This is a genomic window from Ruegeria sp. AK4 (assembly GCF_056541025.1).
Genome location: NZ_JBQFXS010000001.1, coordinates 267,048 through 292,601, shown reverse-complemented (window position 1 = coordinate 292,601; position 25,554 = coordinate 267,048). Strand labels below are relative to the sequence as shown.

Annotated in this window: 16 protein-coding genes; 10 read left to right on the top strand and 6 right to left on the bottom strand. The window is 59.7% G+C overall.

The window, feature by feature from the left end; all coding sequences use genetic code 11:
- Positions 1 to 208 precede the first annotated feature (208 nt).
- The 5 genes from ACR0EZ_RS01205 to trhA all read left to right on the top strand — a co-directional run bounded on the left by ACR0EZ_RS01205 (position 209) and on the right by trhA (position 6,394).
- A complete protein-coding gene (locus tag ACR0EZ_RS01205) occupies positions 209 to 769 on the top strand; it encodes a TRAP transporter small permease subunit (RefSeq protein WP_480609964.1) in 561 nt (186 codons plus the stop codon).
- The gene (locus ACR0EZ_RS01200; RefSeq protein WP_480609962.1) at positions 766 to 2,094 is read left to right on the top strand and encodes a TRAP transporter large permease; all 1,329 of its coding nucleotides are present in this window, start codon (positions 766 to 768) and stop codon (positions 2,092 to 2,094) included. The genes ACR0EZ_RS01205 and ACR0EZ_RS01200 overlap by 4 nt, the downstream gene beginning before the upstream one ends.
- Positions 2,095 to 2,162: 68 nt before the next feature.
- A complete protein-coding gene (locus tag ACR0EZ_RS01195) occupies positions 2,163 to 3,203 on the top strand; it encodes a TRAP transporter substrate-binding protein (RefSeq protein WP_480609960.1) in 1,041 nt (346 codons plus the stop codon).
- A gap of 74 nt (positions 3,204 to 3,277) precedes the next feature.
- Entirely contained in the window at positions 3,278 to 5,662 is a 2,385-nt protein-coding gene (locus tag ACR0EZ_RS01190) for a fatty acid cis/trans isomerase (protein ID WP_480609958.1), read from the top strand.
- A 63-nt stretch (positions 5,663 to 5,725) separates the two neighbouring features.
- Positions 5,726 to 6,394 (top strand): PAQR family membrane homeostasis protein TrhA, encoded by a 669-nt coding sequence (trhA, locus tag ACR0EZ_RS01185; RefSeq protein WP_480609956.1) that lies wholly within the window; start codon positions 5,726 to 5,728, stop codon positions 6,392 to 6,394.
- Positions 6,395 to 6,424: 30 nt separating this feature from the next.
- On the opposite strand, the gene ACR0EZ_RS01180 is transcribed toward trhA, so the two are convergent.
- Together ACR0EZ_RS01180 and xylB are read right to left on the bottom strand one after the other, a co-directional pair.
- Positions 6,425 to 7,369 carry an aldose epimerase family protein gene (locus ACR0EZ_RS01180; RefSeq protein WP_480609954.1) on the bottom strand — a complete coding sequence of 315 codons (945 nt, stop codon included), beginning with the start codon at positions 7,367 to 7,369 and terminating at the stop codon, positions 6,425 to 6,427.
- The gene (gene xylB, locus ACR0EZ_RS01175; RefSeq protein WP_480609952.1) at positions 7,366 to 8,823 is read right to left on the bottom strand and encodes a xylulokinase; all 1,458 of its coding nucleotides are present in this window, start codon (positions 8,821 to 8,823) and stop codon (positions 7,366 to 7,368) included. The genes ACR0EZ_RS01180 and xylB overlap by 4 nt, the downstream gene beginning before the upstream one ends.
- A gap of 162 nt (positions 8,824 to 8,985) precedes the next feature.
- Here xylB and ACR0EZ_RS01170 point away from each other — a divergent pair, with 162 nt between their 5' ends.
- The 3 genes from ACR0EZ_RS01170 (at position 8,986) to ACR0EZ_RS01160 (ending at position 14,777) form a co-directional block, all read left to right on the top strand.
- A complete protein-coding gene (locus ACR0EZ_RS01170; protein WP_480609950.1) occupies positions 8,986 to 10,632 on the top strand; it encodes a hypothetical protein in 1,647 nt (548 codons plus the stop codon).
- Positions 10,633 to 10,879: 247 nt separating this feature from the next.
- Positions 10,880 to 13,690, top strand: coding sequence for a coiled-coil domain-containing protein (locus ACR0EZ_RS01165; protein ID WP_480609948.1), 2,811 nt, complete (start codon positions 10,880 to 10,882; stop codon positions 13,688 to 13,690).
- A gap of 28 nt (positions 13,691 to 13,718) precedes the next feature.
- Complete coding sequence (locus ACR0EZ_RS01160; RefSeq protein WP_480609946.1) at positions 13,719 to 14,777, top strand: TAXI family TRAP transporter solute-binding subunit; 1,059 nt, start codon at positions 13,719 to 13,721, stop codon at positions 14,775 to 14,777.
- A 25-nt stretch (positions 14,778 to 14,802) separates the two neighbouring features.
- Here the strand turns inward: ACR0EZ_RS01160 and ACR0EZ_RS01155 are convergent, their stop codons facing one another.
- The 4 genes from ACR0EZ_RS01155 to ACR0EZ_RS01140 form a co-directional block, all read right to left on the bottom strand.
- The gene (locus ACR0EZ_RS01155; protein ID WP_480609944.1) at positions 14,803 to 16,575 is read right to left on the bottom strand and encodes an ExeA family protein; all 1,773 of its coding nucleotides are present in this window, start codon (positions 16,573 to 16,575) and stop codon (positions 14,803 to 14,805) included.
- A 226-nt stretch (positions 16,576 to 16,801) separates the two neighbouring features.
- Entirely contained in the window at positions 16,802 to 18,820 is a 2,019-nt protein-coding gene (locus ACR0EZ_RS01150; RefSeq protein ID WP_480609942.1) for a tetratricopeptide repeat-containing protein, read from the bottom strand.
- A 12-nt stretch (positions 18,821 to 18,832) separates the two neighbouring features.
- The gene (locus tag ACR0EZ_RS01145; RefSeq protein WP_480609940.1) at positions 18,833 to 20,020 is read right to left on the bottom strand and encodes a patatin-like phospholipase family protein; all 1,188 of its coding nucleotides are present in this window, start codon (positions 20,018 to 20,020) and stop codon (positions 18,833 to 18,835) included.
- 65 nt (positions 20,021 to 20,085) lie between these two features.
- Positions 20,086 to 21,627: an N-acetylmuramoyl-L-alanine amidase gene (locus ACR0EZ_RS01140; protein WP_480609938.1), complete on the bottom strand. Its 1,542-nt coding sequence runs from the start codon at positions 21,625 to 21,627 to the stop codon at positions 20,086 to 20,088.
- A 474-nt stretch (positions 21,628 to 22,101) separates the two neighbouring features.
- On the opposite strand from ACR0EZ_RS01140, the gene ACR0EZ_RS01135 reads away from it, so the two are divergent.
- Both ACR0EZ_RS01135 and ACR0EZ_RS01130 read left to right on the top strand, forming a co-directional pair.
- Entirely contained in the window at positions 22,102 to 23,598 is a 1,497-nt protein-coding gene (locus ACR0EZ_RS01135) for an SIR2 family protein (RefSeq protein ID WP_480609937.1), read from the top strand.
- Positions 23,595 to 25,553, top strand: coding sequence for an nSTAND1 domain-containing NTPase (locus ACR0EZ_RS01130; protein ID WP_480609935.1), 1,959 nt, complete (start codon positions 23,595 to 23,597; stop codon positions 25,551 to 25,553). The genes ACR0EZ_RS01135 and ACR0EZ_RS01130 overlap by 4 nt, the downstream gene beginning before the upstream one ends.
- The last annotated feature ends 1 nt before the right edge of the window (position 25,554 follow it).

Here is a 25,554-nt window from a genome sequence, read left to right as displayed (position 1 = left end):
CTCGTTTTCAGGGAAATACACGTTCCGAGGCAGGTTCGATAATTCCGTGACCTCTCAAGGTGTTCCAAGGCCCCGTCGTTCTTGACAGAAGCAAAACCTGCCGTTCTGATGCCGGGGTGAGCTACAAGAATTCAATCCGTGATCCGAAAACCGGGGCCGTATCCCCGAGCGCGCATCCTGCAAAGGCTGCCGTCTCGTGATCGCTGCGATGAAGGCATATATCCGGTTCGTGGACCGCTCGAACCGAATGCTGGGCCGGATCATCATGTATGGCATCTTCGTGATGATGGCGATCCTGCTCTATTCCTCGGTATCCAAGACATTTTTTGTCCCATCGCTCTGGACGCTGGAGATGGCGCAGTTTGCGATGGTTGCCTATTACATCCTTGGTGGGCCCTACGCGATGCAGATGGGCGCAAACGTGCGGATGGATCTGTTGTACGGGGAGTGGACAGACCGGCGGAAAAGTCAGGTGGATGCGATCACCGTGCTGTTCCTGATGGTCTATCTGGGCTTTCTTCTGTGGGGCGGCTGGGACAGTCTGATGTATTCCTTCCAGTACGGGGGTGAGCGCTCATCCTCGGCGTGGCGGCCCTATATCTGGCCGATCAAGACGATCATGGTGATCGGTATCTTCCTGATGCTGCTGCAGACGATCTCGGAACTGTTCAAGGACATCCTGCGCCTTAAGGGCCATGACATGGGCCCCAAGGATGATGAGCCGGTCCACATCGCCCCCGAGGACCTTGAAGGAGGGCATCGCGGGTGAGTTACGAAGTGATCGCCGCGCTCATGTTCTCGACCATGATGCTGATGCTTCTGACCGGGCAGCGCGTCTTTGGGGCCATCGGCTTTGTTGCCGTCATCGCCGCCTTTTTCCTGTGGGGGGACCGGGGCGGGTATGATCTGGGCTTTGCCGCCGCGATCAAGGTGATGCGCTGGTATCCCCTGCTGACGCTGCCGATGTTCATTTTCATGGGCTACATCCTGTCCGAATCCCGGATCGCGGATGACCTGTACCGCATGTTCCATGTCTGGATGGGCGGGCTGTCCGGGGGGTTGGCTATCGGCACCATCGGGTTGATGGTCCTGATCTCGGCCATGAACGGGCTTTCGGTTGCCGGTATGGCCATCGGGGCGACAATCGCCCTGCCCGAACTGCTGCGGCGGAACTACGACAAGATCATGGTGACTGGCGTGATTCAGGCCGGGTCATCGCTTGGGATTCTCGTGCCTCCGTCTGTCGTGCTGGTTCTCTATGCCATGATCGCGCGCCAGCCGGTCGGGCAGTTGTGGCTGGCGGGGGTGGTGCCCGGTCTGATGATGGCGACCCTGTTCATCATCTACATTGCAATCCGCTGCCGACTGAACCCCTCGCTCGGCCCCGCGATGAGCGCCGAGGAACGCGCGCAGGTCAGCTGGGGCGAGAAATTCCGCTTGCTGGGGGCCGGGCTGCTGCCGCTGGGTATCTTCGCGGTGATGATGGTGCCCTTCGTGAACGGCTGGACCTCGCTTGTGGAAAGCTCGGCGCTGGGGGCCATCGCCGCGTTTCTGGCCGCCGTTCTGAAACGCCGGATGACATGGCAGGTGTTCGAAACCTCGGTCAAGCAGACGCTGGGGATCACCTGCATGTTCATGTGGATCATCCTTGCCGCGCTTGCCTTTGGTGCCGTGTTTGACGGTCTGGGCGCGGTGAAGGCCATCGAGAACCTGTTTACCGTTCAACTGGGCCTGAACCCGTGGATCATCCTGATCCTGATGCAGCTTAGCTTTCTTCTTATGGGCACGTTTCTGGACGACACCGCCATGCTGGTGATCGTCGCCCCGCTTTACGTGCCGCTGGTCGGCGCGCTTGGTTTTGATCTGATCTGGTACGGCGTTCTTTACACGATCACCTGCCAGATCGCCTATATGACCCCTCCGTTCGGATATAATCTGTTCCTGATGCGGGCGATGGCCCCGCCGGAAGTAACTATTGGAGATATTTATCGTTCCATCATACCTTTCGTGTGTGTGATGGCCTTGGCTCTGGGATTGGTGATGACTTTCCCTGAAATCGCATTGTGGCTTCCGGGCGTCGTCTACGGAAACTGAGCACAAGAAGAACGAGAAACCGGAGCAACCGGATCGAAGTTCAATGAAAAGCACAGGAGAGGAAGACAATGACCACGACAAGACGCAGTTTCCTGCGGACCGCTGCCATTGCGGCCCCTGCAACGCTCGCCGCGCCCGCAATCGTCAAAGCGCAGGCCCCGATCAAATGGCGGTTCCAGACCTATGCCGGCGGCGCTTTGGGCGAGCATGTGACCAAACCGGCCATCGACTACATCAACGCCAACGCCAATGGCGAGCTGGAGATTGAGCTTTTCTATTCCAACCAGATCGTCCCGACCGGAGAGCTGTTTCAGGCGCTGCAGCGCGGGACAATCGATGGGGTCCATTCCGACGATGACTCGATGGCATCGCCCACGCCGGTGCGCGTCTTTGGCGGATACTTCCCCTTTGCGACAAAGCACATTCTCGACGTGCCAGTGCTGTTCAACCAGTATGGGCTGGCGGATATCTGGCGCGATGAATACGCCAAGGTCGGGGTTCAGTGGCTGTCAGCGGCGGGTCAGGACCCATGCAACTTCAATACCAAGAAAGAAATCACCTCGGTCGCCGACCTTGATGGCCTGAAGCTGTATACTTTCCCAACCGCCGGTCGCTTCCTGACGAAATTCGGCGTCATCCCGGTGGACCTGCCTTATGAAGACGCCGAGGTTGCCGTGCAGACCGGCGAGCTTGACGGCATGGCATGGTCCGGCATCACCGAGGACTACACCGTGGGCTGGGCCGATGTGACGGATTACTTCCTGACCAACAACATCTCGGGCGCGTGGATCGGATCGTGGTTTGCAAATCAGGAACGGTGGAATGAACTGCCGGATCACCTCAAATCCATCGTGATGGCGGGCATCGAGGCGGGCCACACCTATCGCAACCAGTGGTATTGGGGCGGCGAAGCGGCCCTGCGCGCCAATGGCGACAAGCTGGAACTGCGCTCCGTACCACCTGCTGAATGGGCCGAGGTGGAAAACGCCGCGAAAGAGTTCTGGAACGAGATCGCGCAGGAAGGCGAAGTGCACGAGAAAATCGTGGGCATCTTCCGCGAGTATAACAGCGTGATCAATCAGGCTGGCGTGCCCTACAACTTCGAATAACCAAAGATCGGGGCGGCTGGCATGCACCGGTCGCCCCGATTGCAGCGCTCCAGAGGCTTTGGAGGTAACGGATATTGAAAACGCGACCGTCGATCATCCGGGCAATCCCAAAGGGCTTTGCTACAGCGTTCTTTCTTTTGTGCTGCGCGTCGGCTTGGGCGCAGTCCGATAGCGGCACCTCAAAATCCGCTGGTTTCATGGCCGCCGCCCCCCTGTCCCAAACGGACTGGGCCGAGGTCAAAGGGGTTTTGGACCAGCGCTGCGTCGTCTGCCACAGCTGCTATGATGCACCCTGCCAATTGAAACTGACATCCCCTGCGGGCCTGCTGCGCGGTGGCAGCAAGGAAGCGGTGTATCACACGGAACGCCTGAATGACGCGCAACCGACCCGTTTGGGGTTCGACGCCCAATCCGTGCCGGATTGGCGCGGTTTGGGGTTCCACCCGGTCGTGCCGGAACCCGGTGGTCCGACCGGTGTTCCGAACCTGCTTGAACGCTATCTGGGCCTTGGGCGCATCAGGCCCATGGAACCCAACGCACAGGTTCCGGACGAATTGGCCCTTGCCATCGACCGCCCCCTCGCCTGCCCCGCACCGCAGGAGTTCGAAGCGTTTCGCGAAAGCCATCCGCTTGCCGGGATGCCCTATGCGACCGCGCCCTTGTCTGACACCGAGTTCCAGACACTGATCCATTGGGTGCGTGATGGAACGCCGTTGCCTGCTGCCTCAACCCCGCTTCCCGACAACATCGCCGAACAGATTACCGCGTGGGAGGGGTTTCTGAACGCCCCCGACACCCGCAACCAGTTGATGAGCCGGTATCTGTACGAGCATCTGTTCCTCGCCCGGCTTCACTTTCCGGGCGACGACCCGCGCCGGTTCTTCCAACTCGTCCGCTCTGCAACCCCGCAAGGCGAAAAGATCGAGGTCATCGCCACACGGCGCCCCTTTGACGATCCGGGCAGCGCCCCCTTCTACTACCGTCTGCAGCTTGTGGACGAAACGATCGTGCATAAAGAGCACCTGGTCTACAACCTCGGCCCCGACCGGATGGCGCGGTTCCAAGAACTGTTCCTGACCCCGGACTGGACGCTGACGGCCCTGCCCCTTTATGGCGACGCCGAGGGCGGCAACCCGTTCAGCACTTTCGCGCCAATCCCGCCTCGCAGCCGCTATCAGTTCATGCTGGACGACGCCTTGTTCTTTGTCCGCAGTTTCATCCGCGGGCCAGTCTGTCACGGCGAAACCGCCGTTGACGTAATCGAAGACCACTTCTGGGTCAGCTTCCTTGATCCGGACTTTGATCTGTCGATCACGGACCCCACCTATCTTACGGACGGTGCGGAGCATCTGGAACTGCCGGTCGCGCAGGTCGACCGGGGATTGCTGGGCGACCTGCAGGGGTTCTCGCATGAAAATCAGGTCCGGTATCTCGAATTCCGGGACGCGCGGTATCAGGACACGCCGCTGCACGACACGGGTTTCGCATATGACGCCATTTGGGACGGCAACCGCACCAACCCCAACGCGCTGCTCACCGTGTTTCGCCACTTCGACAATGCCTCGGCCATGACCGGGTTTCACGGCGGCATCCCCGAGACCGCCTGGGTCATCGACTACCCGGTGTTCGAGCGCATCTATTACGATCTTGTCGCCGGGTACGACGTGTTCGGGCGCGTTGAACACCAACTCGCCACCCGGCTCTACATGGACGAGTTGCGCATGGAGAGCGAGGATCTGTTCCTGACCTTCCTGCCGCGCGAGGTCCGGCCCGGACTGCACGCAAGCTGGTACAAAGGTCTTTTGGCCGAGATACACACCTATTGGCACCAGCGCCGCGTCGATGACAGTTTTGCCACCGGTATCGAGTTTGCGACCGAAACCCCGAAACAAGAGTTCCTTCTGGCCCTGCTGGAACGCGGCAAAGGGCTGTGGGCGACCACGGACCCAATCAACAGATGCGCAGATGGCAACTGCCCGTCAGATCCAACCGGTCGGGTTTTGGGCACATTGGCCAACGATCCCGGAGAATGGGTGAAGTATCTGCCGGACCTGTCTGTTCTTGTTATCGAAACCGAAAGCGGCCCAGCCGAGGTATTCACGCTGATCCATGACAAGGCGCATGACAACGTGGCATTTCTGTTCGACGAACAGGCTCGCCGGACGCCCGAAGAAGACACTCTGACCATCCTTCCAGGGATAATCGGCAGCTATCCGAACTTCTTTTTCAAAATTCAGGACAATCAGCTGGAAGCTTTTGCAAAGGCCCTGCAATCCATGCGCGCGCCGGACGACTGGATGAATGTCGTCTCCGAATACGGCGTGCGCCGAACCAGCCCCGATTTCTGGGCCATAAGCGACCAGATAAACGCAAGTTTTCTGCAGCAAGACGCCATACAGGCGGGGATTCTGGACCTCAACCGGTACAAGGACCCCAAACCGGGCGACGATCCGACCTGATCCCTCTGGCACGATTTCGTTATTGTTATTGAAGCGTTAGGCCTTCGGCCTTACCTTATACATATGTGGTCAGTTGCGCACATCCGACCGGCATATAGCCGGGCCGAGCGCCTGAGTGACGGTGTCGTCCATGTTTTGGGCATAGGCCTTGCCTTGGTCGCCGTCCCGGCGTTGATTGCGCTGACTGTTGCATATCGATCCGAAACAACCGCCATCCTCAGCGCCAATATCTATGGCGTATCGCTGCTGTTGATGCTGGTCTTTTCCGCCTTGTACAACATGGTCGAAAACGACCGTTGGAGCGGGCTTCTGCGGCGGCTGGATCACTCGGCGATCTACGTCAAGATCGCGGGCACCTACACGCCGTTCATCATGCTGTCCAGCGTTCCGGCACCCGGCTTTCTGGCCGGGCTTTGGGGGTCGGCCATCATCGGCACAGCGCTCAAGATGGTGGACCCCGGCCGCTTTCAGTGGTTCGCGCTGTTTCTCTATCTTGCGATGGGCTGGGCCGCCGTCTGGGCCGGCAGTTCAATGCTGACCGAACTGCCCCTGACAGTCGTGGGTTTCATGCTGGCAGGTGGGGTAATGTACACCACCGGGGTGGTCTTTTACCTGATGGACCGGATGCCCTTCCACAACACCATCTGGCACGTCTTTGTCCTGATCGGCAGTGTCCTGTTTTTTGTCGCGGTCTCAATGCATATCTCGAACCTGCCCGCACCGAACGGATAGGGTAGGCCACGTCGGCCTGCCAATTGGTCCTCAGCGGTACCCGGAAATCTCCAGCGATAGCGTCTGGCGGTACGGGGTATCCGGCGAGCAGATGATTGACGGAAACGCGGGAATATTCAGCGCGTTGATGTATCCTGAGGGCTCGATACACAGCCCTGCTCGGCTTTGGAAAGGCGTGGACAGATGCGCCGCAAAATACACCTGCGCGCCCGGTTGGTTGGAATAGACGGCCATGCCAAGGCCCGACGGCGCGCGGACCTCCGCCACTTGGTCGTTATGATCCCGATCGGGGTCAAAAACAAAGTAATGGTCCAAGTCTGTTGCGGCCTCGCCAACTGGCTTCGAGTGGGTGAAATTCAGACCACCCTCCCCCACGCTACGCAACGCGCCCGGAGGGACCCCCTGATCGTCAACCTCAAGGAACCGGTCCGAGGCCAATTTCAGCCGATGCTCTGACACGGTGCGCTTACGGCCCAGCGTATAGTAATTATGCTGCGCGATGCTGATCGGTGTCGGACGATCCGGCTGCGCGGTGATCACATAGGTCAGGCGTGGATGATTCAGATGGACGCGCAGTTCAAACCGGACCTCGCCAGGAAAACCGTTTTCCCCGTCGGGTGAGGTGAGGTTCAAAACGGCCTCGGTCGTGGAAACCTGTTCAAGGGTCCAGTGCTGATGCGACAGGCCCGCCTTGCCGCCATGCAGCGTGTTGCCGCCCTCATTCGCTGTCAGATCATATCGAGTGCCCTCCAACTCGAACCGCGCACCGCCGATCCGGTTGGCGACGCGGCCTACTATTGCGCCCATGTAATACGGATCGGTCAGATAGTCTTCAGGGGTCTCATAACCAAGGATCAGCGGCGTGCCCCCCAGCCACCACCCCTGAGTGATCGCGCCGTAGTTCAGAAGGGCGACGGACATCTCGCCGTTTTTCAGCACAACCCTTTTGATGTTCGCGCCCTTCCCCATCGTCATCGCACCGCCAGCGGCGACAATGCCGTATAAAACTGCCGGTACCGCTGATACTCGCCCTCGTATGCGTCAACCAGATCGCCACGCGGCTCAATAAGTTCGGCAATCTCGGGCGGTGTCATGATGTCGGCCACTTCCGCTTCGCTCGCGGCGCAGGCTGCGAGTCTGGCGGCGCCAATGGCCGCTCCGAATTCACTGCCTTTGGGCAAGGCCAGCGGTATTTTCAAAACGGTCGCCAGAGTTTCCAACCAAAACCGGGATCGCGCCCCGCCGCCGACGGCCAGCAGACTGCCGGGCCCGGTTCCGGTGCTTTGCAAAGCTTCCAGACAATCGCGCATGGCAAACGCAACGCCCTCCATTACCGCGCGTGTCAGATCGGCGGACCCGGATGACACATCCAGCCCCAGAAACGCGCCCCGGATGTAGCTGTCGTTATGCGGCGTCCGCTCACCGGACAGATAGGGCAGAAAGGTGATCGTTGACGGCCCATCGACCTTGTCCGGCAGAGCGGCGGCCAGCTTGCCAACCGGCTGCCCAAGGGTGCGCGACAGCCAGTTCACGCTGTTGGTGGCGGAAAGAATGACGCCCATCTGTATCCACCGCTCGGGAACCGCATGGCAAAAGCAATGCACGGCGGTCTCTGGCGCGGGCGCGTAGCTGTCTTTCGAAACCAACAGAACGCCTGAGGTGCCCACCGACACAAACCCGGTGCCTTCGTTGACACTTCCGATCCCGCAGGCCGCCGCCGCGTTGTCCCCGGCCCCGCCCGCGACAACGACCGGTCCGGGCAAACCCCATTCCTGCGCAAGCTCGGGCCTCAGTTCTCCGCCCGGCGCGCTGCCTTCGACCAACCGCGGCATCTGGTCTGCGCTCATTTGGCTCAGCTCCAGCGCCTTGTCCGACCATCTCCGCTGCCCAACATCCAGCCATGCGGTGCCGGCGCTGTCAGACAGGTCGCTAACGTAATCTCCGGTCAGCCAGAACCTCAGATAATCTTTCGGAAGCAGAACCTTAGAGACCTTTGCGAAGATATCGGGCTCATGCACACGCACCCATTCCAGCTTGGGGGCGGTGAAGCCGGGGAAGACGATGTTGCCGGTCACTGCGCGCATCTCGGGCATCTGGTCCAGCGCGGCGGCTTCCTGCGCTGACCGCGTGTCGTTCCACAGAATGCAGGGCCGCAGCACCGTCCCGGCGGAATCAAGCAGCGTTGCCCCGTGCATATGACCGCTCAGCCCGATACCGCGCAGTGCGGAAAATGCGGCTGCGTTGGTGTTCCGCAAGGCCCCGACAACATGTTTGCACGCACCGATCCAGTCAATCGGAGATTGCTCGGACCAACCGGGATAAGGCGTCGAGGTTTCGATGGCCGCTTCAGCCTCGGCTGCAACCTGCCCGTCTTCATTGACCAGAATGGCCCGAAGACCCGATGTTCCCAAATCCAGACCCAGATACACGCGCGTCTTTCCTTTATGACCGTGCAGCAGCCCCTATACACAGCGCGGCAGTCAGGGCGCATCGTACTCGCACTATAGGGCAATCGCTGCAACCCTGTGCCACTTTGTAGACAAGGGCGGATGGTGTACCCTGATCGGATACAGGGGAAGGAGGCCGCTATGATGGACTACTACGACCTCGGCACATACTCTCGACCGGTTTCGACACGATCCAAAGACGCGCAATTGTGGTTCGACCGGGGACTGGCCTGGACCTACGCCTACAACCACGAAGAAGCGATCGAGTGCTTTCGCAAAACGCTGGCCGCCGATCCCGACTGTGCGATGGCGAACTGGGGCATCGCCTATTGCATCGGCCCCAACTACAACAAACCGTGGGAGACATTCGAAGACGACGAAAAGCCGGATTGCATCGAAGTTGCCAAAAGCGCAATCGAAGAGGCGTTTGCAGGGCTGGACAACCTCTCGGCGGTCGAGCGCGCGTTCATCGAAGCGCTGCCCGCGCGTTATCCTGACACGTCGGATATCGAAGATTTCAGCCCGTGGAATGACGCCTTCGCCGACGCCATGCGCAAGGCCTATGAAAAACACCCCGACGATCTGGATGTCTGCGCGGTGTTTGCCGAAGCGATCATGAACCGAACGCCCTGGCAGCTTTGGGACCTGCCAAGCGGTCAACCAGCCGATGGCGCGAATACGCTTGAGGCCATCGCCGTGCTCGATAAGGCGTTCGACACGTTGCCCGGCGCCTGGCGCCATGCCGGTCTGCTGCACATGTATATCCACCTGATGGAGATGTCGCCGCACCCCGAACGCGCGCTGCGCCATGGCGATGCGCTCAGCACTCTGGTTCCGGATGCGGGGCATCTGCTGCACATGCCGTCGCATGTGGATGTGCTGTGCGGGGATTACATGAATGTGGTCCTGCGCAACGAAGCGGCGATTGTGGCGGATCGGAAGTTTCTGGCGCTTGAAAGGGCCGACAACTTTTATTCGGTCTACCGATGCCACAACTATCATTTCAAAATCTACGGCGCGATGTTTCTGGGCCAGCCCAATGCGGCGCTTGAAGCCGCTGAGGAGTTGATCGAAACCCTGCCGACAGACACGCTGCGCCCGATGGCGGATTGGTTCGAGGCCTTCATTCCCATGAAGCAGCACGTGTTGATCCGGTTTGGCCGCTGGCAGGAGATTCTGGATCAGGCGCTGCCCGAGGATCAGGACCTCTATAGCGTTACGCTGGCCATGATGCGCTATGCCCGCACGGTTGCTTTCGCCAATACCCGGCGGATTGATGAAGCAGAGGCTGAAAAAGCCCAGTTCTATGAAGCTCTTGAGCGTGTTCCGGACAGCCGGATGCTGTTCAACAACACCTGCCGCGATATCCTGCAGGTCGCTGAACAGATGATGCTGGGCGAACTAGCCTATCACAAGGGCGAAACGGAAACGGCCTTTGCCCATCTGCGCAAATCGGTCGAAATCGACGATGCCCTGCCCTACGACGAGCCCTGGGGCTGGATGCAGCCCACCCGGCACGCCCTGGGTGCGCTTCTTCTGGAACAAGGTCAGGTCGAAGAGGCCGAGGCGGTTTATCGCGCTGACCTCGGGCTGGACGCAACGCTCAGCCGGGCCTGCCAGCATCCCGGTAATGTCTGGAGCCTGCACGGGCTACACGAATGCCTGACCCGGCGTGGTGAAACTGTCGAAGCCGCGCATATCAGGCTGCAACTGGATAAGGCCCTTGCCCGTTCGGATGTGGAAATCAAAGCCTCATGTTATTGCAGGCAAAAAGACCTGGCGGCGGAGTAAACTTGCGCCCGTTGGCCCCGCGCCTTTCGTTCAACGCCGATGATCTGCGGGACCCGTCCTTAAGCCCAAATATCTGAATGCACGCGTGATTCGACTTTTTTACGAACCTGTGAGAGACTTGCTGAGCCGTTTTTTGTTTGGAGTGTGGGGGATGGCACGGCTTCCTCTGTTTTGTTGTGTAATTTTTACTGTTTGCTTTGGTGCCTGGGCCCCTGCCGCGTTTGCGCGGGACCCTGTAGAGCCATCGGTGCTGCCTGATGGGTCAACGCAAACAGCCGCTTCGCTGCGAAAGATATTCGCGCTGCTGGAAGAAGAAATCGCCAGAGCGCAGACGACCAAAGACAATCTGGTCAAAGAAATTGAGCAGGCCGAAGGTGAACTGTCTGCCCTGCAGGCCCAGATCACATCGTCCGACGCCGAAAGGCTGGACCACGCAACGCGCATTGCCGAGCTGGAAGAGGCCCGGACCCAGCTGGAAGGCGAGGTAGATGTAAAGGGCGCGTTGCTGGCCGAAACCGAAACCGAACTGCAAGAACTTACGGCCAAAAGCCAGACAGCCAGCGCCGAGCTTGCCGAGCTTCAAACTCAGGTCGAAACGTCCAGGGCCGAGGTTGGCAATCTTGAGCAGCTGAAGCTTGAGATGGAAGACCTTGAAAGCAAGCTGGCAGCAGACCGCACGCTCGCCGCCGAATTGCAGACCGAGGTCACGGCGCTGCAGGACACGCAGGAAAAAGCGAACCTGGAGATAGAGGCTTTGGACCAAAGCCTTGTCACTTCTCGCATTGATCTTGAGACGGTCACGTCCGAGCTTTCCGAAAAGCGAAATGAGCTTGAGTCACTGGGCGCGGCTTTGGGGCAGTCCCGGAGCGAGTTTGAAACCTCTCAGTCCGACCTGTCGAACCTGCACGAAGAAATCGTCAGCGCCACGGCGGATTTGAAGCGTTTGCAGACCGCGGCGCAGCAACGTCGTCAGGAAAAAGACGCGCTGGAGGCTGCGATCAGCACCGCTCAGGGTCAGGAACAGGGCGCAACGGCGGCGTTGAGCGCGTTGCAGCAGGAAGAGGCGCAGTTGCGAGAACAGGTTCAGGCGCTGACGTCCGAACGGGACAAACTGGCCACCGAGGCCGAGGAGTTCTCGGCAATCATTGCCAATGCCGAGCCGTCGCTTCAGGCGATGGAACAGCAGAAGGAAACGGCAGGCCTAGATCTGCTGCGCGCCACCGAAGAATTTGAGGCACTGCAGACCGAAATCGAAACCACGCAAGACGCGCTGGAAGCCCTGCGCGGCCAGAAACTGGCGGCTGATGAAGAACTGGCGCAAGGCACGGATGCCCTTTCAGCGTTGCGCGCTGAAACGGAGCAAGCACAGCAGGAACTGTCCGCGTCCGCCCAGCAAACTGCGGACGCCGCCGCCGAATTGGAACAGGCAAAAACCGCCCTGTCCGACACGCAGTCCGAAATTGTTGCGCTGCAGGCCGAAATTGCCGTTCGCAGGGAAGAATACCAATCCCTCGCCGCCACCATCGAAGAAGCGCGCGCGGCGGGCGCTGAGTCCGAAGCAGCCTCGTTGAATCTGGCGGAACTGGAACTGGAGCGTCAGTCGGTGGAGGATGATCTGTCTGTGCTGCGGCAGGAATTGCAGACCGTCCGGTCCGAGGTCGACCAATCCCAGACGGCGCTGACTGACCTGACCAACCGTCGCGACGCGATCTCCGGCGAGTTGGAGACATTGGCGGCAGAGCGCACCGAACTTGAAAACGCAGTCCAATCTGCAGCCGAGCAAAAATCCGCAGCGGAAAACGCGGTGAGTGCGCTGCAAGCGGACGAGCAAGCCCTGCAGGACCTGACAGCCTCGATTGAAGGTCTGCGTCAGGAGCAGGACCAATTGACAGTGGACCTCGCCGCTTCGAACGAAGAACTGGCGGGATCGCAGCGTTCGATCACGGAGGCCAATGCGACACTGGTTGAACTGAGTGCAAAGCGGGATGAACTGCAGGCGCAGCAAGCAGAGATTCAGTCGGCAATCGAAGGGGAAAATCAGGCCAGATCGGACCTGCAGGCCGCACTGGAAGATATGCGTCTTGAACGCGACAACGTTGCCGCCGAAATCGCCGATGCGGCCAGCCAGCGCGATGCCGCGCAGGCTGAGCTGTCAGAACTTGAGGCAAGGCGCGACGACCTGACCGCCACAACCACCGCCGCGAATGAAGAGCGTGACCGGATGGTCGCCTCACTGCAGCAGACATCCGAGGCCGCCGTTGCGGCAGAGGAAGAGTTGAACCAACTGCGCAGCGACGTAGATGCGCGCCGCGCGGAACTGGTCCAGTTGACCGCCGAGGTCGAACTGGCAAGTGACCGTGCCACGGAAACCGCCGCGGCGTCGCAATCGTTGGAGGACGTGAACGCTCAGGTCGCCAGCGCCGAAGCCCAGCTGCGCGGGATGCAAGAGGAAATCACCCTGGCCCGCGAGGAACTGGACCGCGTGACCTCTGAGGTTTCCGAGGCGGAATCGCAGCGCGAAGCTGCAGCCGCGCAGGTCGCGGAACTGGAAGCCGCAAAGGCTCAGGCGGCATCAGACGCCGAGGCGGCGCGGCAACAGCAATCGGATAATCAGGCCGATCTTTCGGAATCCGAAACGGATGTCGCCACCGCCAAGGCCGAACTCGATTCCCTGCGCCTGCAAGCGGCGGCCTATCGCGATGAACTGTCCAGATTGTCTGCCAACCTTGAAGAGCTGGAACGCTTCGCCGATGAAGCGGATTCGCGGTTTTCGTCGCTCAACCCGCAGCCTCAGAACGAGCCTGCAGAAGAACCTCAGCAGCCCGCAGCACTGCCGGTCACGTCCCCGCCAGCCGACAAGGTCGCCCGGCCTGTGGAACGCGTCCGTTCACTGCTGATCGGCGCGCCGGGGCTGAGCGACTTGTCTGCAAGCGTTATCGAAGACCTGATCGCCGAACTGGCCAGCGGCAGTTGCGCAACCGAGGCGTTGAAATCCGCCACCGGAGAGATCAACCGCCAGACCTTGCTGCATTTGATCAGGTCCGGAGAAATTTGCTAGTTTTCAGGGTTTTTATTGGGAGGGTGAAATGAAATTATTTAAACTAAAGAAGATTTTAACCAAGGTCTCGGCGATCGCAGTCTTTGGGCTGACGCTGCCGGTCTCTGCTTCGGCGTTCGAACGGAACATACTGACCGGCGGGCCGACAGGCACTTACATTCAGATCGGGCGTGACATGAGCGATCTGGCCTCGGCCTGCGGCATCGACCTGATCGTGCAGGAAAGCGCGGGGTCGCTCGAGAACTTTCTGGGTGTCCGCAAGCGTCGCCACACGCAATTGGGCATCGTGCAAAGTGACGTGCTGGAGTACCTCAAGACCTATTCAAGCGAAGACCCCGAGATTGCGCGGGCCATTTTCGGCGTCCGCATCGCCTTTCCCCTGTATAATGAAGAGGTCCACATTCTGGCCAAGCGCGACGTGAATTCGCTGTCTGACCTGAACGGTCGCCGCGTTGCGGTGGGCGTCGAGGATAGCGGCACGTTTCTGACCGCCTCACTGGTTCTTGATCTGGCCGGTGTTACCCCGGCGGAACGACTGACCATCAACGCCGATACATCGCTGCAAATGCTGCTTGCCGGCGATATCGACGCGTTTTTCTACGTCGCCGGGGCCCCAACGAAGATTTTCCAGACAGATCAGATCGACCCGGAAAAACTGCACCTTCTGCCCATCACCGACCCGACGCTGTCAGCGGTCTACACGCCCTCGAAGATCGATGCCGGCACCTACCCGTTCCAGCAGGACACCATCGATGTCGTGGCGGTAAAGGCCGTGCTGATGACCTATGAATACGACCCGCGGCGCAATGCCTATCACCGGGAAAGCTGCCGGGCGGTATCGGACGCCGCACACCTTATTGTGAAGCAGTTCCAGACCCTGCAGCAGTCAGGTCATCCGAAGTGGAACGATGTGGACCTGAACGATATTCCGCCGGGTTGGAACATCTCGGAATGCGTGAACGCCGGGCTGAGCGAGGATTACAACCTTGCCTGCGAACCGGTCGCCGCCGCGCCAACGCAGGACAGCATCGAAAGCGAGGCCAACGCCGCATACCGCAGCAGAATTTGCGCTGTGATTGGCTGCTGAGACCCCGCGCCTTGCCGTGGCGGGCCTAAGTCGGGCCGATTGCAACCCATGGCGAGGCGACCTGCGTGCCGCTGCTTTCATCCACCGCAACAACGCGCCATTGCTGCGCTTCCTCGGGCGCTGTCAGCCGGATCGCCGAGATTGCAATGGGCTGCACGCTCAGCGTGATATCCCCGTCCGCGGTTGCAAGTTCGATGCGATAGAAAGACGGGTCTGACCCGTCCCCGCTGGTCCAGACAAGTTCGACCGTCCCACCCGGCAATTTGTGCGAGAACAGCTGGATGGGCGAAGACGGCGCTTCGCCCTCGACAGCGGGCTGCAAATCGCCAAGACGGCTGACCGCCCCGCTGACCTCTGGCCCGGCGGCTTTGTACCAGGCTCTTGCCAGTTCCAGATCCACCGGCACGCCCTCGCCGGTCTCAAAAATCTGGCCAAGGTAATAGGCCGACCGGTCATGACCGGACAGCGCCGCGCGGGCAAAGCCGACAACGGCCGCATCGGCGGTGGTGTCTGCAAGGTCCAGCGCGGCCCGGTACTGTCCGCTGGCAGACAATTCGGTATCTGTCAGGGCGTCGGAAATTCGGGCCACACGGGCCTGCGCGGCGGTAATCTGATCGGGATCAAAGTCGGCAATGACTTCCCCCTGACCGCCGTCAGACAGACCCGCCAAAAACCGCTGCGAGGCTGCGATGGCATCGTCGCGCAATGGCAGCAGGCGGTCACCCACAGGCGTTCCGGTCTCGGGCAGCACGGCGACGGCGGCTATGCCCGCCAGAACAACCGCACCGGCAAGGAGGGTTTTCCTGCGGCCTGAACGCTTTGTCGGCTCAGGGACGGCCGCAGCCTTGGGTTCTTCCACCTCTGGTGCGGTTTGCGGGCTGTCCGGCGCATCCGAAACGACCGTTTCCGCTTGCCCAATCCCCAATGCGGCTTCAACCTCCGAAGCCTGTTCCTCATCATTCTGCGGGGTTGGAACGCTGGAGGTAAACCGGCCCGTGCCAAAAATCCGGGTCAGGGCAACGACGCGGCGAATGTGTTCGCGGTTGAGGGCGACCAGCCCTTCTTTGGCCGCAAACTGCCGCACCCGGTCGCACAGCGCATTGATGCGTGAGGGGATGCCATCGGTTTGGGCGGCAACCTCGGCCACCGCATCCTCGGTGAAGATGCTGCTGTCGGCACCCAGATTGGAACACCTCGCTTCAATAAATCCGGTGACGTCCTCTTCGCTCATCCCGCTAAGCGTAAAGGCCGGGCCGGTCAGGTCCGGGCGTTCATAGGCCAGCACGTCCGTCAGCCCGGGTTGCCCGACCAGAACGAGTTTAAGCATGGGCCGCATTCCGGCGCTTTGGTCGCACAAGGCGCACAAGGCCCCCAGGTATTGGTTGGGCAGCATATCGGCATCATCGACGATCAGAACCGGGAACCGCTTCTTGCCGTGAAACTTGTCCAACAGGGTCGACAGCTTCTGACGCTCGGTTTCGATGTCGCCGCTGGGTTTGTGTTTGGGGTCGAAGACCGACAGCACGTCGGAACAAACCTCGCCCGAAAACGCGTCGGGGTTGTACTGCGTCCCGATGGTGACATCTGAAAACTTGCGCTTGGTCAGTTCACGGATCAGACGGGTTCGCCCGGTTCCGATCTGGCCGATGAATATCGTCAGCGGCGCCTGGCTAGTGACGGCAAAACGCAGGCGATCAATGGCCAGCTTGTGGGCCTTGCTCCAATAAATCGGCCCAAGCCCCTCCGCCCCGGAGACCATGCCCGAGGATAACGCGGTTTGCGCCCTGGTGCCTTCCATATTCCCCCAACTCGTCAAAAGTAAAAATCAAAACATTCGTGGTTGGCCCGATATCAGCCTATGGTCATGTTCCGGTCAAATGCCGGAGAAAATCCTTTGTGGTTACAAGGCAGGTAATCCTTGCCCCCCTTAACTGAATCGAACCCTTAAATAACCCGTAGGTCGGCAGCATTGTGAAGTCTGCCGGAAAACAGGCAAAAAATCTAGGAATTACTGGGCCGAGCACCTAGTCAGCCGCCGCAGCAAGCTCGGCCGCTGGCAGCAATTCGATGCCCATGCCATAGTCGCGCGCCAGGCCGACCATCTCTTGCGTTCCGCCGGGGCTGTCGCCCGGCTCCTGGTTCCACAACGCGATCAGCCGCGCTTGTCCCGGGGGCGCAAGCAAGCCGAAGCCAAGCGTCCAGATGTTGTTGCGCTGCCAGACGCTGTAGTTTTCGACATCCGACAGCCAGGCTGGCAGATCGGGTTCTTCCTGAAGAACCAGAACGCGGTTTTGGTCAGAAAGCGCGGCATAGACCTTGTTAAACCGGTCTATCCAGTCCGCCCCGCCGTCATTTACAGAAGCTTTCATGTAGTCCTCACGCGGCAGCGCCAGAAGCAGCGTGGTTTCGATACCCAGCTCGGCGCATTGCTCGTGAAAGATCAGATCTCCTCCGTTCGCGCCGCCTGAAAAGCCCATGACGTTTTCAAGACCATCGGTGCTTTTCTCGATTGCGGCGCGGATCATCTGCGTTGCGGCGTCAATAGCTGCGGGCGTGTTCGGGAAACGCGGAGTTTCCCGGCCCGGCGCGTCAACGCGGTGGCCTGTAAAGATCAGCGGAATTGGATTGTCCACGGACTGGGCCCGTTCCGTCCCCATTTTCTCGACTGTTTCGGCGGCTTTCACAGCGACCTCGGCGCGGACGCCAAGACCGGTGTAAATCTCCAACTGGCGCAAAACCGTATCCCGTTGCTGAGGGCTGAGCCCGCCCAAAGCGCGCTGGTACTGGCGCGCAACCGCGTCGGGCCTGTCAATGGTCAGCAGCGCCAGATCAATGCGGGTCAGCAGCAGCCATTCATCGTTCTCATCCGGTCGCGTTGCCGCGTCCAGAGACACCTGAACGGCAACCGCCAGCTCATCACGTTCGCGCACCAGTGCTGCGTGGCGCGTGTCGGCCTCATCCTCGGACAGGAATGCAGCGCGCCATGCGTCCAAATTTGCGTTTGCGAGTTCCAGTTCAATGACTGTCAGGGCCAGCGCGTTGAAGCCCGAATAATAATGGTTCAGATCGCGCTTGAAGGCTGCGGCATAGAGGTTCCGCGCCTCATCCAAATGGCCCGAGGCCAGCGCGGCGTCGGCGCGGTCATCGGCTGGCTTGCCCTCCCAGTCATCGATCCACTGGCTTTTCTTGTTGCTGGCCATCAGCGACAGGCGTTCCGCATTGTCATGCGCCGTCTGCCGGTCCGCCTCGACCCGGGCAAGGGCCACGTTCGACCGCCCCGGCGCGCCCAGTTTTTGATAGCAGGTTCCCAGTTTCAGGTTCGCATGGACGTTGTCCGGCTCCAGCTGCAAGACGTGCTCCCACGCTTTGGCCGACCGCCCGTATGCGCCCAGTTCGAACAGGGACTTGGCGATCATGAATTGCCCCAGCAACTCCCATTCCGGTTTGAACCGCGCAATTTCTTCGGACAGCAAAGACAGTTCAGACCGCCGTTGGTCATGCGAATAGACGGCATGCGCTTCGTTGAAATCTCGCGGAACGGACTGGAACTTCAGCTTCTCCTGCGGCTGTACGCCGGGCAGCATCTGAAAGACCGGACTGTCGGATTCGAGGTTTCGCTGGCTCGATTTGATCACATGGGTCAGGTCGTCCACGGATGCCGCCGGATCATCCAGATCATAGGACAGGTAGCGGTCGGTTTTCAGATCGAAGGGCACCGGATCAGGTTCCGGCGTGCCCTTGGCAGCGGTTCCTCGCAAAAGTATCGTGACCCGGTCGCGCATCGCATGGCGGATGCCAAGTTCGTAATACGCGTTTGCGTTGTCGACCGTGATATCGGCAACAACCAGATCCGCCGTCAGCAACCGCTGGAACATATCGCGCCGGATGTTGCCCTGCGAAATGATGTCGCCGGTGGTCCGCCCCTCGATTTCAGAGGCCGTCAGCGCCGGGCCGATCAGGGCGTCTTCGATCAGATCGAAATCGATTTCCCGCCCGCTTTTGGCGGTTTTCGTGCCAAAGGGCCGGATGATGAAGGCGCGCATTTCAAAGCCTCCCTAGTCGCTGCCGAAATGGCTGAATAAGGACATGTCCACATGTTTCTGCGCATAAGCCTTACCAACCTTGCGCATGTCGCCAAGGAATTCCACCTTGTCCATCGCCTGCACATTCCGTTCCGGGATATCTGGCAGGCCAAGCGCATCCAGACCGGCGCGGCTGACATCCGGGTTATAGCGTGCATACAGGAAATCCCTGCCGGTTGGCGTTTCGCGCGGCACTTCGTCCCCGGTCACGGGATCGCCCTCGCGCGGTTTCATATCGCCAAGCTCCCGATCGATCACGTCGCCAAACAGGCACCGGCCAAAGGCGCGGCAGTTGATATCCTGATCCACCGCCGAACCGCCCATCAGAACACCGGGCATGGCGGCTGCGTTCTTGGGCAGCAGCTCACCGCGATCATCCAGATCAAGCTCGACCTTCGCAGCCGATCCTGTGCCGACAGAGACCAGCATCAGCTTATCCTCACCCTTGGGCCAGTTCAGCCGGTAATGGGGCAAAGTAGCCATTCGGTACAGCAGAAAGGCGGGATTGTTGTACGGGGTCACACCGCCATCGACAAAGGTGAAGGACATATCCTTGTCCATCTCAAGCGACTCGGGCGGGAAATAGACCGGGGCCGCCGTTGATGCGCGCACAAGCTCCCACAGGCGAATATCCAGATTGTTCCGATCGGCGTAGCCCACCCTGTCATTGTATTTGGCAAAGGGGTTGTTCGACACCGGCCACGGGGAATCCGTTGTTGCGTTTCGTGTCACAACCAGCAGCAGACAGCGCAAATCCTCGGACCCGAGGGTTCTGTCCATTTTCTGATCGTCCACAAGCACATTCTGAAGCTCTTCACGCAGGGGGTCGGCGTCATAAAGCGCCCTCGCCCGCTTGAGCAGCCATTGCTTGGTGAACATCCTGCTGCCGGACTTCACATAGAAATCGGTCAGCTCATCCACCGACATACCAACCGCCAGACCGGTCGAAATTATCGCCCCGGTCGAGGTCCCGGCGATGTAGTCAAAATGATCCCCCAGCCGAAACGACGCCCCCTGACCGGTCTCTTCCGCCAGTTGGCTTTCAATTTCCTTGAGGATTTCCAGAGTGATGATCCCCAAAATCCCCCCGCCATCCAGCGCCAAAAGGCGGCGCGGACGCTCAGTAGAGTATTTTTCGCTCCAAACATTCAAATGTGTCATGACATGCTCCGATCATAGTCACCGGGAACGGGTCAAAGCCAGAGGCCAGACCGTGGGAACGCCGGTTATTTCCGGCTGCTGATCATTCCCATCAGGCGAATTGCCTTATCGAGTTTACCAAACATGCCCCACCCGGTGATCAGGGCAAAAACGCTGATCAAAGCTTCTGCATTGTTCGAAAGAAAATTGACGATATCCCCGGACAAACCAAGCTTCGGCAACAATACGGTCAGCAACAGCCCCACGATACCCGAAACGGATTTCTTTCCGTTCAGGGCATTGCCGACAGTCTGACCCAAAGCCGCGTTAATCGGCGTCAGCGGAGGTTTACCGTCAGGACCCTTTGTAACCGTTCCCGCCACCTCGGCCGGAATTGGTGCGCCATCGTTGATGCCAAGGATCATCCGCGCCAGTGCCTTGTTGCGCGTTCTGGATTCGCTGTCATCAGAGTCGTCCCGCAGCAACAGGCTGGCGACCTTGACCAGAGAGCCTGCGGTATCCCCACTTTTGGCCGCGCCGGCGATTTCCAGAATGTCTTTAAGGTCAATATCTCTGTCGGAAACGTCCATTTTCTTGTTCGGGCGCACGCCCGCTCCCTCAGGCAATGTGTTCACAAACTCACGAAGGGCCGCCAGCCGGGTCAAACCGTCCGTGTCGTTGTCGGCGCGCAGGCGCGCTTCCTGTGCGTCCATGAACGCCTCGGCCAAAACGCTTGGATCGGTCTTTTTGATCGCCGCTATTGTCAGACGCCCGTTGATGCCATCAACGTCCAGCGACTCTCCGTCGACGGTCAGGCCCAGCGTGTTGAATGCGCCCTGTGCCAGTTCGATCGCGGATTTGGGCCCCGATTGCGTTGCCGCGTCGTAGACAACCAACGCCATCCTCTCGGGCATTTCGCTGCAGCGGCAGGCCGCGTAATAAAGCGTGCGGAAAATCTCATCCGCTTCGGCCTGCGTTAGCGCGTTCAGATCGTCCATCGATACTTCGGACTTCCGCCACTCGGCCAGGGTTTCGATTTCGACGCCGTGATGTCCAGATGTCCGGCTCGCCCATTGCCGAACGAACCCGTGCAGCTTTTCGAACCGGGCGTCCGGGGCACCGCCAACCGGGAATGCGGGTTCTGAACCAGCATCCGCCAGCGCAACCAAAGAGACCGGCAAGCCGCTTTTGAACCAGTCCGACACATTGAACCCCGGACAGGCCTTGGCTGCATATTGATTGTGCCCGCTGATTTTTTCGATTGCCGGGAAGCGTTCTTTCTGGGTTCGGATATATTCCCTCAACGCCGCGTCCTGTTCCGGTGTGAAATTGTCTTCAAACCGGTCATTTTCCGAAGACCCGTGCCCGCCAAGCAGGCAAACCCCGATGGAATTTGCGTTATGCCCTTTCGTGTGTGCACCGGCCTTATCAATCGGACGGCCTGCTGCAATCGTTCCGTCGCGGTCGATCACGTGATGGTAGCCAATATCGGCCCAACCCCGCCCCTTTGGTTTGGGGTCGGTGTGCCAGCGGCGGATTTCCTCAACCTTTTCCGAGGTTTTTTTGCCTTCCATCCAGTTTGGACGCGTCGCGCTGCAATGAACAATGATTTCCGTGATATTTCGCATTTGCTTCCTCCTGAATCCCTGTCCAGCCGGTCGGGCGGGTCGGGCTCTTACCCCGATGAGGGGACTTTTTGAGCATCAGCACCGGGCAGGTTCCGGCATCTGTGCGTACGGGCGGCATCGAAGCTTCGAAGACAGAAGACGCATATATCAATTGCTGAATTCCCCTTGCCCCCACGAAACGCGTTAAGAACTTGAAAAAATTAACCTTTCCGGGCCCCGTTTTGGGTACCGCTTGCACAAGTAAAATAAAATTCAATTAAATTAGTTAGCAGTTTACACGATTTGGCGCTGAAAGAGAAATCAGGCCCCAATCAAGGCTCGAGTCCCAAATAACACCCTGCGTCAATACCAAGGCATAAAAGGCCCGATTCAAAAGGAAATTTCGCCATGCGGGCCGAAGTTATTGGCGGCAAGTCGTATTTTGATGTAATTTAGAAATACGTCGAGAACCAAACAGGTTGAACGGACGCTGCTTTGGATAATGAAGTTTCATCCCTCAAAGTATTTGTCAGCTACTCGCATGATGATGAGGAGCATAAGGAAACCTTCCGCCAGCAACTGATCGACCTGACCCGCGGCGGTGAAATCGATCTGTGGGATGACCGGCAACTCAGCCCCGGCGACGCCTGGCTGCAGCAAATTCGGGAGCGCGTCGAATCCTGCGATATCGCGGTCCTGCTGGTGTCGTCCAACTTTCTCGACTCGGACTTCATCTTTTCCGAAGAATGGGGCCGTCTTCTGAAACGCTGGAAGGCTGGCAACGTGCAGATGTTCCCGATCATCCTGCGCCCCTGCCGCTGGAAGGCCAGCGAGATTGCGGATTTGCAGGTGTTGCCGAAAGACGGGCTTCCGGTGGTTTCGTTTTCAACAGAAAACGGCGCGCGGGATCAGGCCTGGGCGGATGTCGGCGATGCCTTCGCCGACGTGGTGCAAGAGATGAAAACGGCCCCGGCCCCCACACCGCAGGCTACTGTCGCACCGGCGCAGCCAAAGCCGGAAAAGGCTGAGCCTGCCTCACCTTTTGCAGACAAATACAACACCATACTCCGCGCGCTGGACTTGGGGCGTGTCGCCGTCTTTCTGGGTGAAGGCGTGAACCGCCCCGATCCGAGTGTGTATTCCGGATGGCAGCACGGAAGTACAACTACCCCGCCCCTGAGCGGTGAAATCGCGCAGTTCATCGCCGAAAACAACTCTTTGCCCGTCGATGGCAACGCCTGCCTTGCAGAGGTTGCGCAGCGGGTAGCGGTGCGGGACGGCATCGCGCCGATCTATTCCGACCTGCACGATCTGCTGAATCTCGACTACGCGATAAACGACATTCACCGCGCCATGGCGCAGTTGCCGGGCGCGTTGCGGGCCTCGGGCCGGACCGATCCTAATCCGATCTTCATCACGGTGAACTACGACGACCTGACCGAACGCGCCTTTGCCGAAATCGGTGAACCGCTGGATGTGCTGGCCTATTCCGTCGATCAGAACAATCGCGGCATTTTCAGCCATATCTCGCCGGACAACGAGACCAAATTGCTCAAGCGCCCCAATGAGAATTCGGAATTCTCGCTGGGCGAGCATGAGCGTCCGTTGCTGCTGAAACTGGCCGGAACGGTTGACCGGGCCGAATCCGGGATCGAGCATTTCGTCGTCACCGAAGACGATCATTTCTCTTACGTGGTTGATCGCGATATCAAGCAATTGCTGCCACCGGCGCTGAAGACGCGGCTGTTTCGCTGTCACTACCTGTTCCTCGGCCATTCCCTGTCGCACTGGACCCTGCGATCCATCCTCAGCCGGGTGTTCGGGCGTGGCCGCCTGCCCGCGCGCAGCTGGGTCGTGGATCAGACGAATGACGAGCAGGATCGCGATTTCTGGACGTATCGCAACGCCGAACTGATCGAGGCTTCACTGCCCGAGTTTGCCAACGGTCTGGTAAGCTGGATCGGCGAAAGTTCGTCGTGGAAACGGTCATGAGGTCCGACCCTTATCGCGGCCTGATGCCCTATCAGGAAGAAGACGCCGCCTATTTCTTTGGCCGCGACCGCGAAAGGAAGGTGATTGCCTCAAACCTGTCCGCGTCCAGATTTACGCTGCTTTATGGCCCCTCGGGCGTCGGCAAAACCTCGGTCCTGCGCGCCGGGGTTTTGCGTGACATGCGGACTGAGGCACGTACCAATCTAGATCGGTTGGGACTGCCGGAATTTGCCGTGGCCTGGCTCAGCGAATGGCGCGGCGACCCGAGCATCCGGCTGGAACGGGCGGTGCGGGAGGCCGTCGCTGACGCCATGGGTGGGGATGGCGGGCCGGTGGATGGTGATACTACATTGGACCGGCTGGCCGCGTGGTGCGAGCGTCTGAACGGCGAGCTGTTTCTTGTTCTCGACCAGTTCGAAGAGTATTTTCTGTATCACCCGACCGACATTCCCGGCGACTTCGCAGATACGCTCGCGCGGATCGCATCGGCCAAGGATTTGCCGGTGAACCTGCTGGTGTCGCTACGCGACGATGCGCTTAGCCAGATGGACCGGTTCAAGGGCCGTGTTCCCAAGCTGTTTTCCAACTATCTGCGCATCGACCGTCTGGATTTCGAAGCCGGGCGGCTGGCCATTGATGGCCCCGTCGACCGCTGGAACGAGAACCGCGAGGACGACCAAGACCCAGAAGTGACCGTCGAGCCGGAACTGCGGGAAGAGGTTCTGCGTCAGGTTCAGCTTGGGCAACAGGGGTTTGGCCACCGAGGCCGCGGCGTCGCGCAGGACGAGGGGCAGCCCCGCGAAGAGATCGAAACCCCCTATCTGCAACTGGTCATGCAACGGATCTGGAGCGAAGAGCGCGAGGCCGGGTCAAATGCCTTGCGGCTGCAGACCCTCAATGACCTTGGCGGCGCGCAAGAGATACTGCGCACCCATCTGGGCCGCGTGCTGAACCGTCTGGCCCCTGCCGAACAGGACATAGCGCGCAAGGTGTTCTATTACCTCGTGACCCCGTCCGGGGCGAAAATCGCTCATTCCGCCGAGGATCTGGCAAACTACACCGAGTGCGACACCACCGAAATCGAACAGGTTCTGAAGCGCCTGTGCCAACGGGAATCCCGCATCCTGCGCGAGGTCGTCGCCGCCGACGACACCATGGGCAACCGGTTCGAGATTTATCACGACGTTCTGGGCAGTGCGATCCTGGAATGGCAGCGTGACCTGATCCATCAGGCCGAAACCGCCGACCTGATTGCCGCCAAAGCGGCAGCCGAGAGGCATCACAGCATTATGCGGGCAGCGACCCGTTTCAACCTGCTGCTGGCCTGCGCTGGGCTGGTGCTGCTGGGGATTTTCTACGGAACCCGCGTCGCCCTGCTGAACGGTGCCCGCGATGACCTGACCTTTCAATTGGATGAGCTTCAGGCCCACGCCATCGACACTCAGATCCAGGCGGTCGTGCGTCTGCAACGCACCGACTACGGGGTTGAGGACACGGAAACGGCGCAGGGACAGCAGCAGGACCCGCTGACCCGCCTAGCCGATGCGCTGAGCGCGGAAATCAACGATGGAAGCGTCAGCTTGCAACCTGACGGCAGTTTTGTGGTCATCACGCTCAGCGCGGGGGATTTGTTCGCCTCGGGGTCGGACCAAGTAAACGAAAACTACACCCCCGTTATCGACAAGCTGGCGAGCGTGTTGGACACCCTGCCCGGCCCGATCGGCATCGTCGGCCATACAGACAGCGTGCCCCTGCGCGGTATCCGGGGGGACAATACGCAGCTGTCGCTGGCCCGCGCGCAATCGGTTTTGGAGGCGATGAAAGACAACATTCAGGACGACAGGCGCCTGTTCGCCGAAGGCCGCGGTGATCTGGAAGCTATCGCGCAGAACGAAACGCCCGAGGGTCGCGCCCGCAATCGCCGTGTCGAAATCATCGTGAGAAAGGAATCCTGAC

Coding starts and splice junctions, on each gene's coding strand:
- ACR0EZ_RS01205 (WP_480609964.1), top strand. CDS start 209: ATGAAGGCATATATCCGGTTCGTGGACCGCTCGAACCGAATGCTGGGC.
- ACR0EZ_RS01170 (WP_480609950.1), top strand. CDS start 8,986: ATGGACTACTACGACCTCGGCACATACTCTCGACCGGTTTCGACACGA.
- ACR0EZ_RS01140 (WP_480609938.1), bottom strand. CDS start 21,627: ATGCGAAATATCACGGAAATCATTGTTCATTGCAGCGCGACGCGTCCA.
- ACR0EZ_RS01130 (WP_480609935.1), top strand. CDS start 23,595: ATGAGGTCCGACCCTTATCGCGGCCTGATGCCCTATCAGGAAGAAGAC.
- ACR0EZ_RS01155 (WP_480609944.1), bottom strand. CDS start 16,575: ATGGAAGGCACCAGGGCGCAAACCGCGTTATCCTCGGGCATGGTCTCC.
- ACR0EZ_RS01195 (WP_480609960.1), top strand. CDS start 2,163: ATGACCACGACAAGACGCAGTTTCCTGCGGACCGCTGCCATTGCGGCC.
- trhA (WP_480609956.1), top strand. CDS start 5,726: ATGTGGTCAGTTGCGCACATCCGACCGGCATATAGCCGGGCCGAGCGC.
- ACR0EZ_RS01150 (WP_480609942.1), bottom strand. CDS start 18,820: ATGCGCGCCTTCATCATCCGGCCCTTTGGCACGAAAACCGCCAAAAGC.
- ACR0EZ_RS01145 (WP_480609940.1), bottom strand. CDS start 20,020: ATGACACATTTGAATGTTTGGAGCGAAAAATACTCTACTGAGCGTCCG.
- ACR0EZ_RS01160 (WP_480609946.1), top strand. CDS start 13,719: ATGAAATTATTTAAACTAAAGAAGATTTTAACCAAGGTCTCGGCGATC.
- ACR0EZ_RS01180 (WP_480609954.1), bottom strand. CDS start 7,369: ATGACGATGGGGAAGGGCGCGAACATCAAAAGGGTTGTGCTGAAAAAC.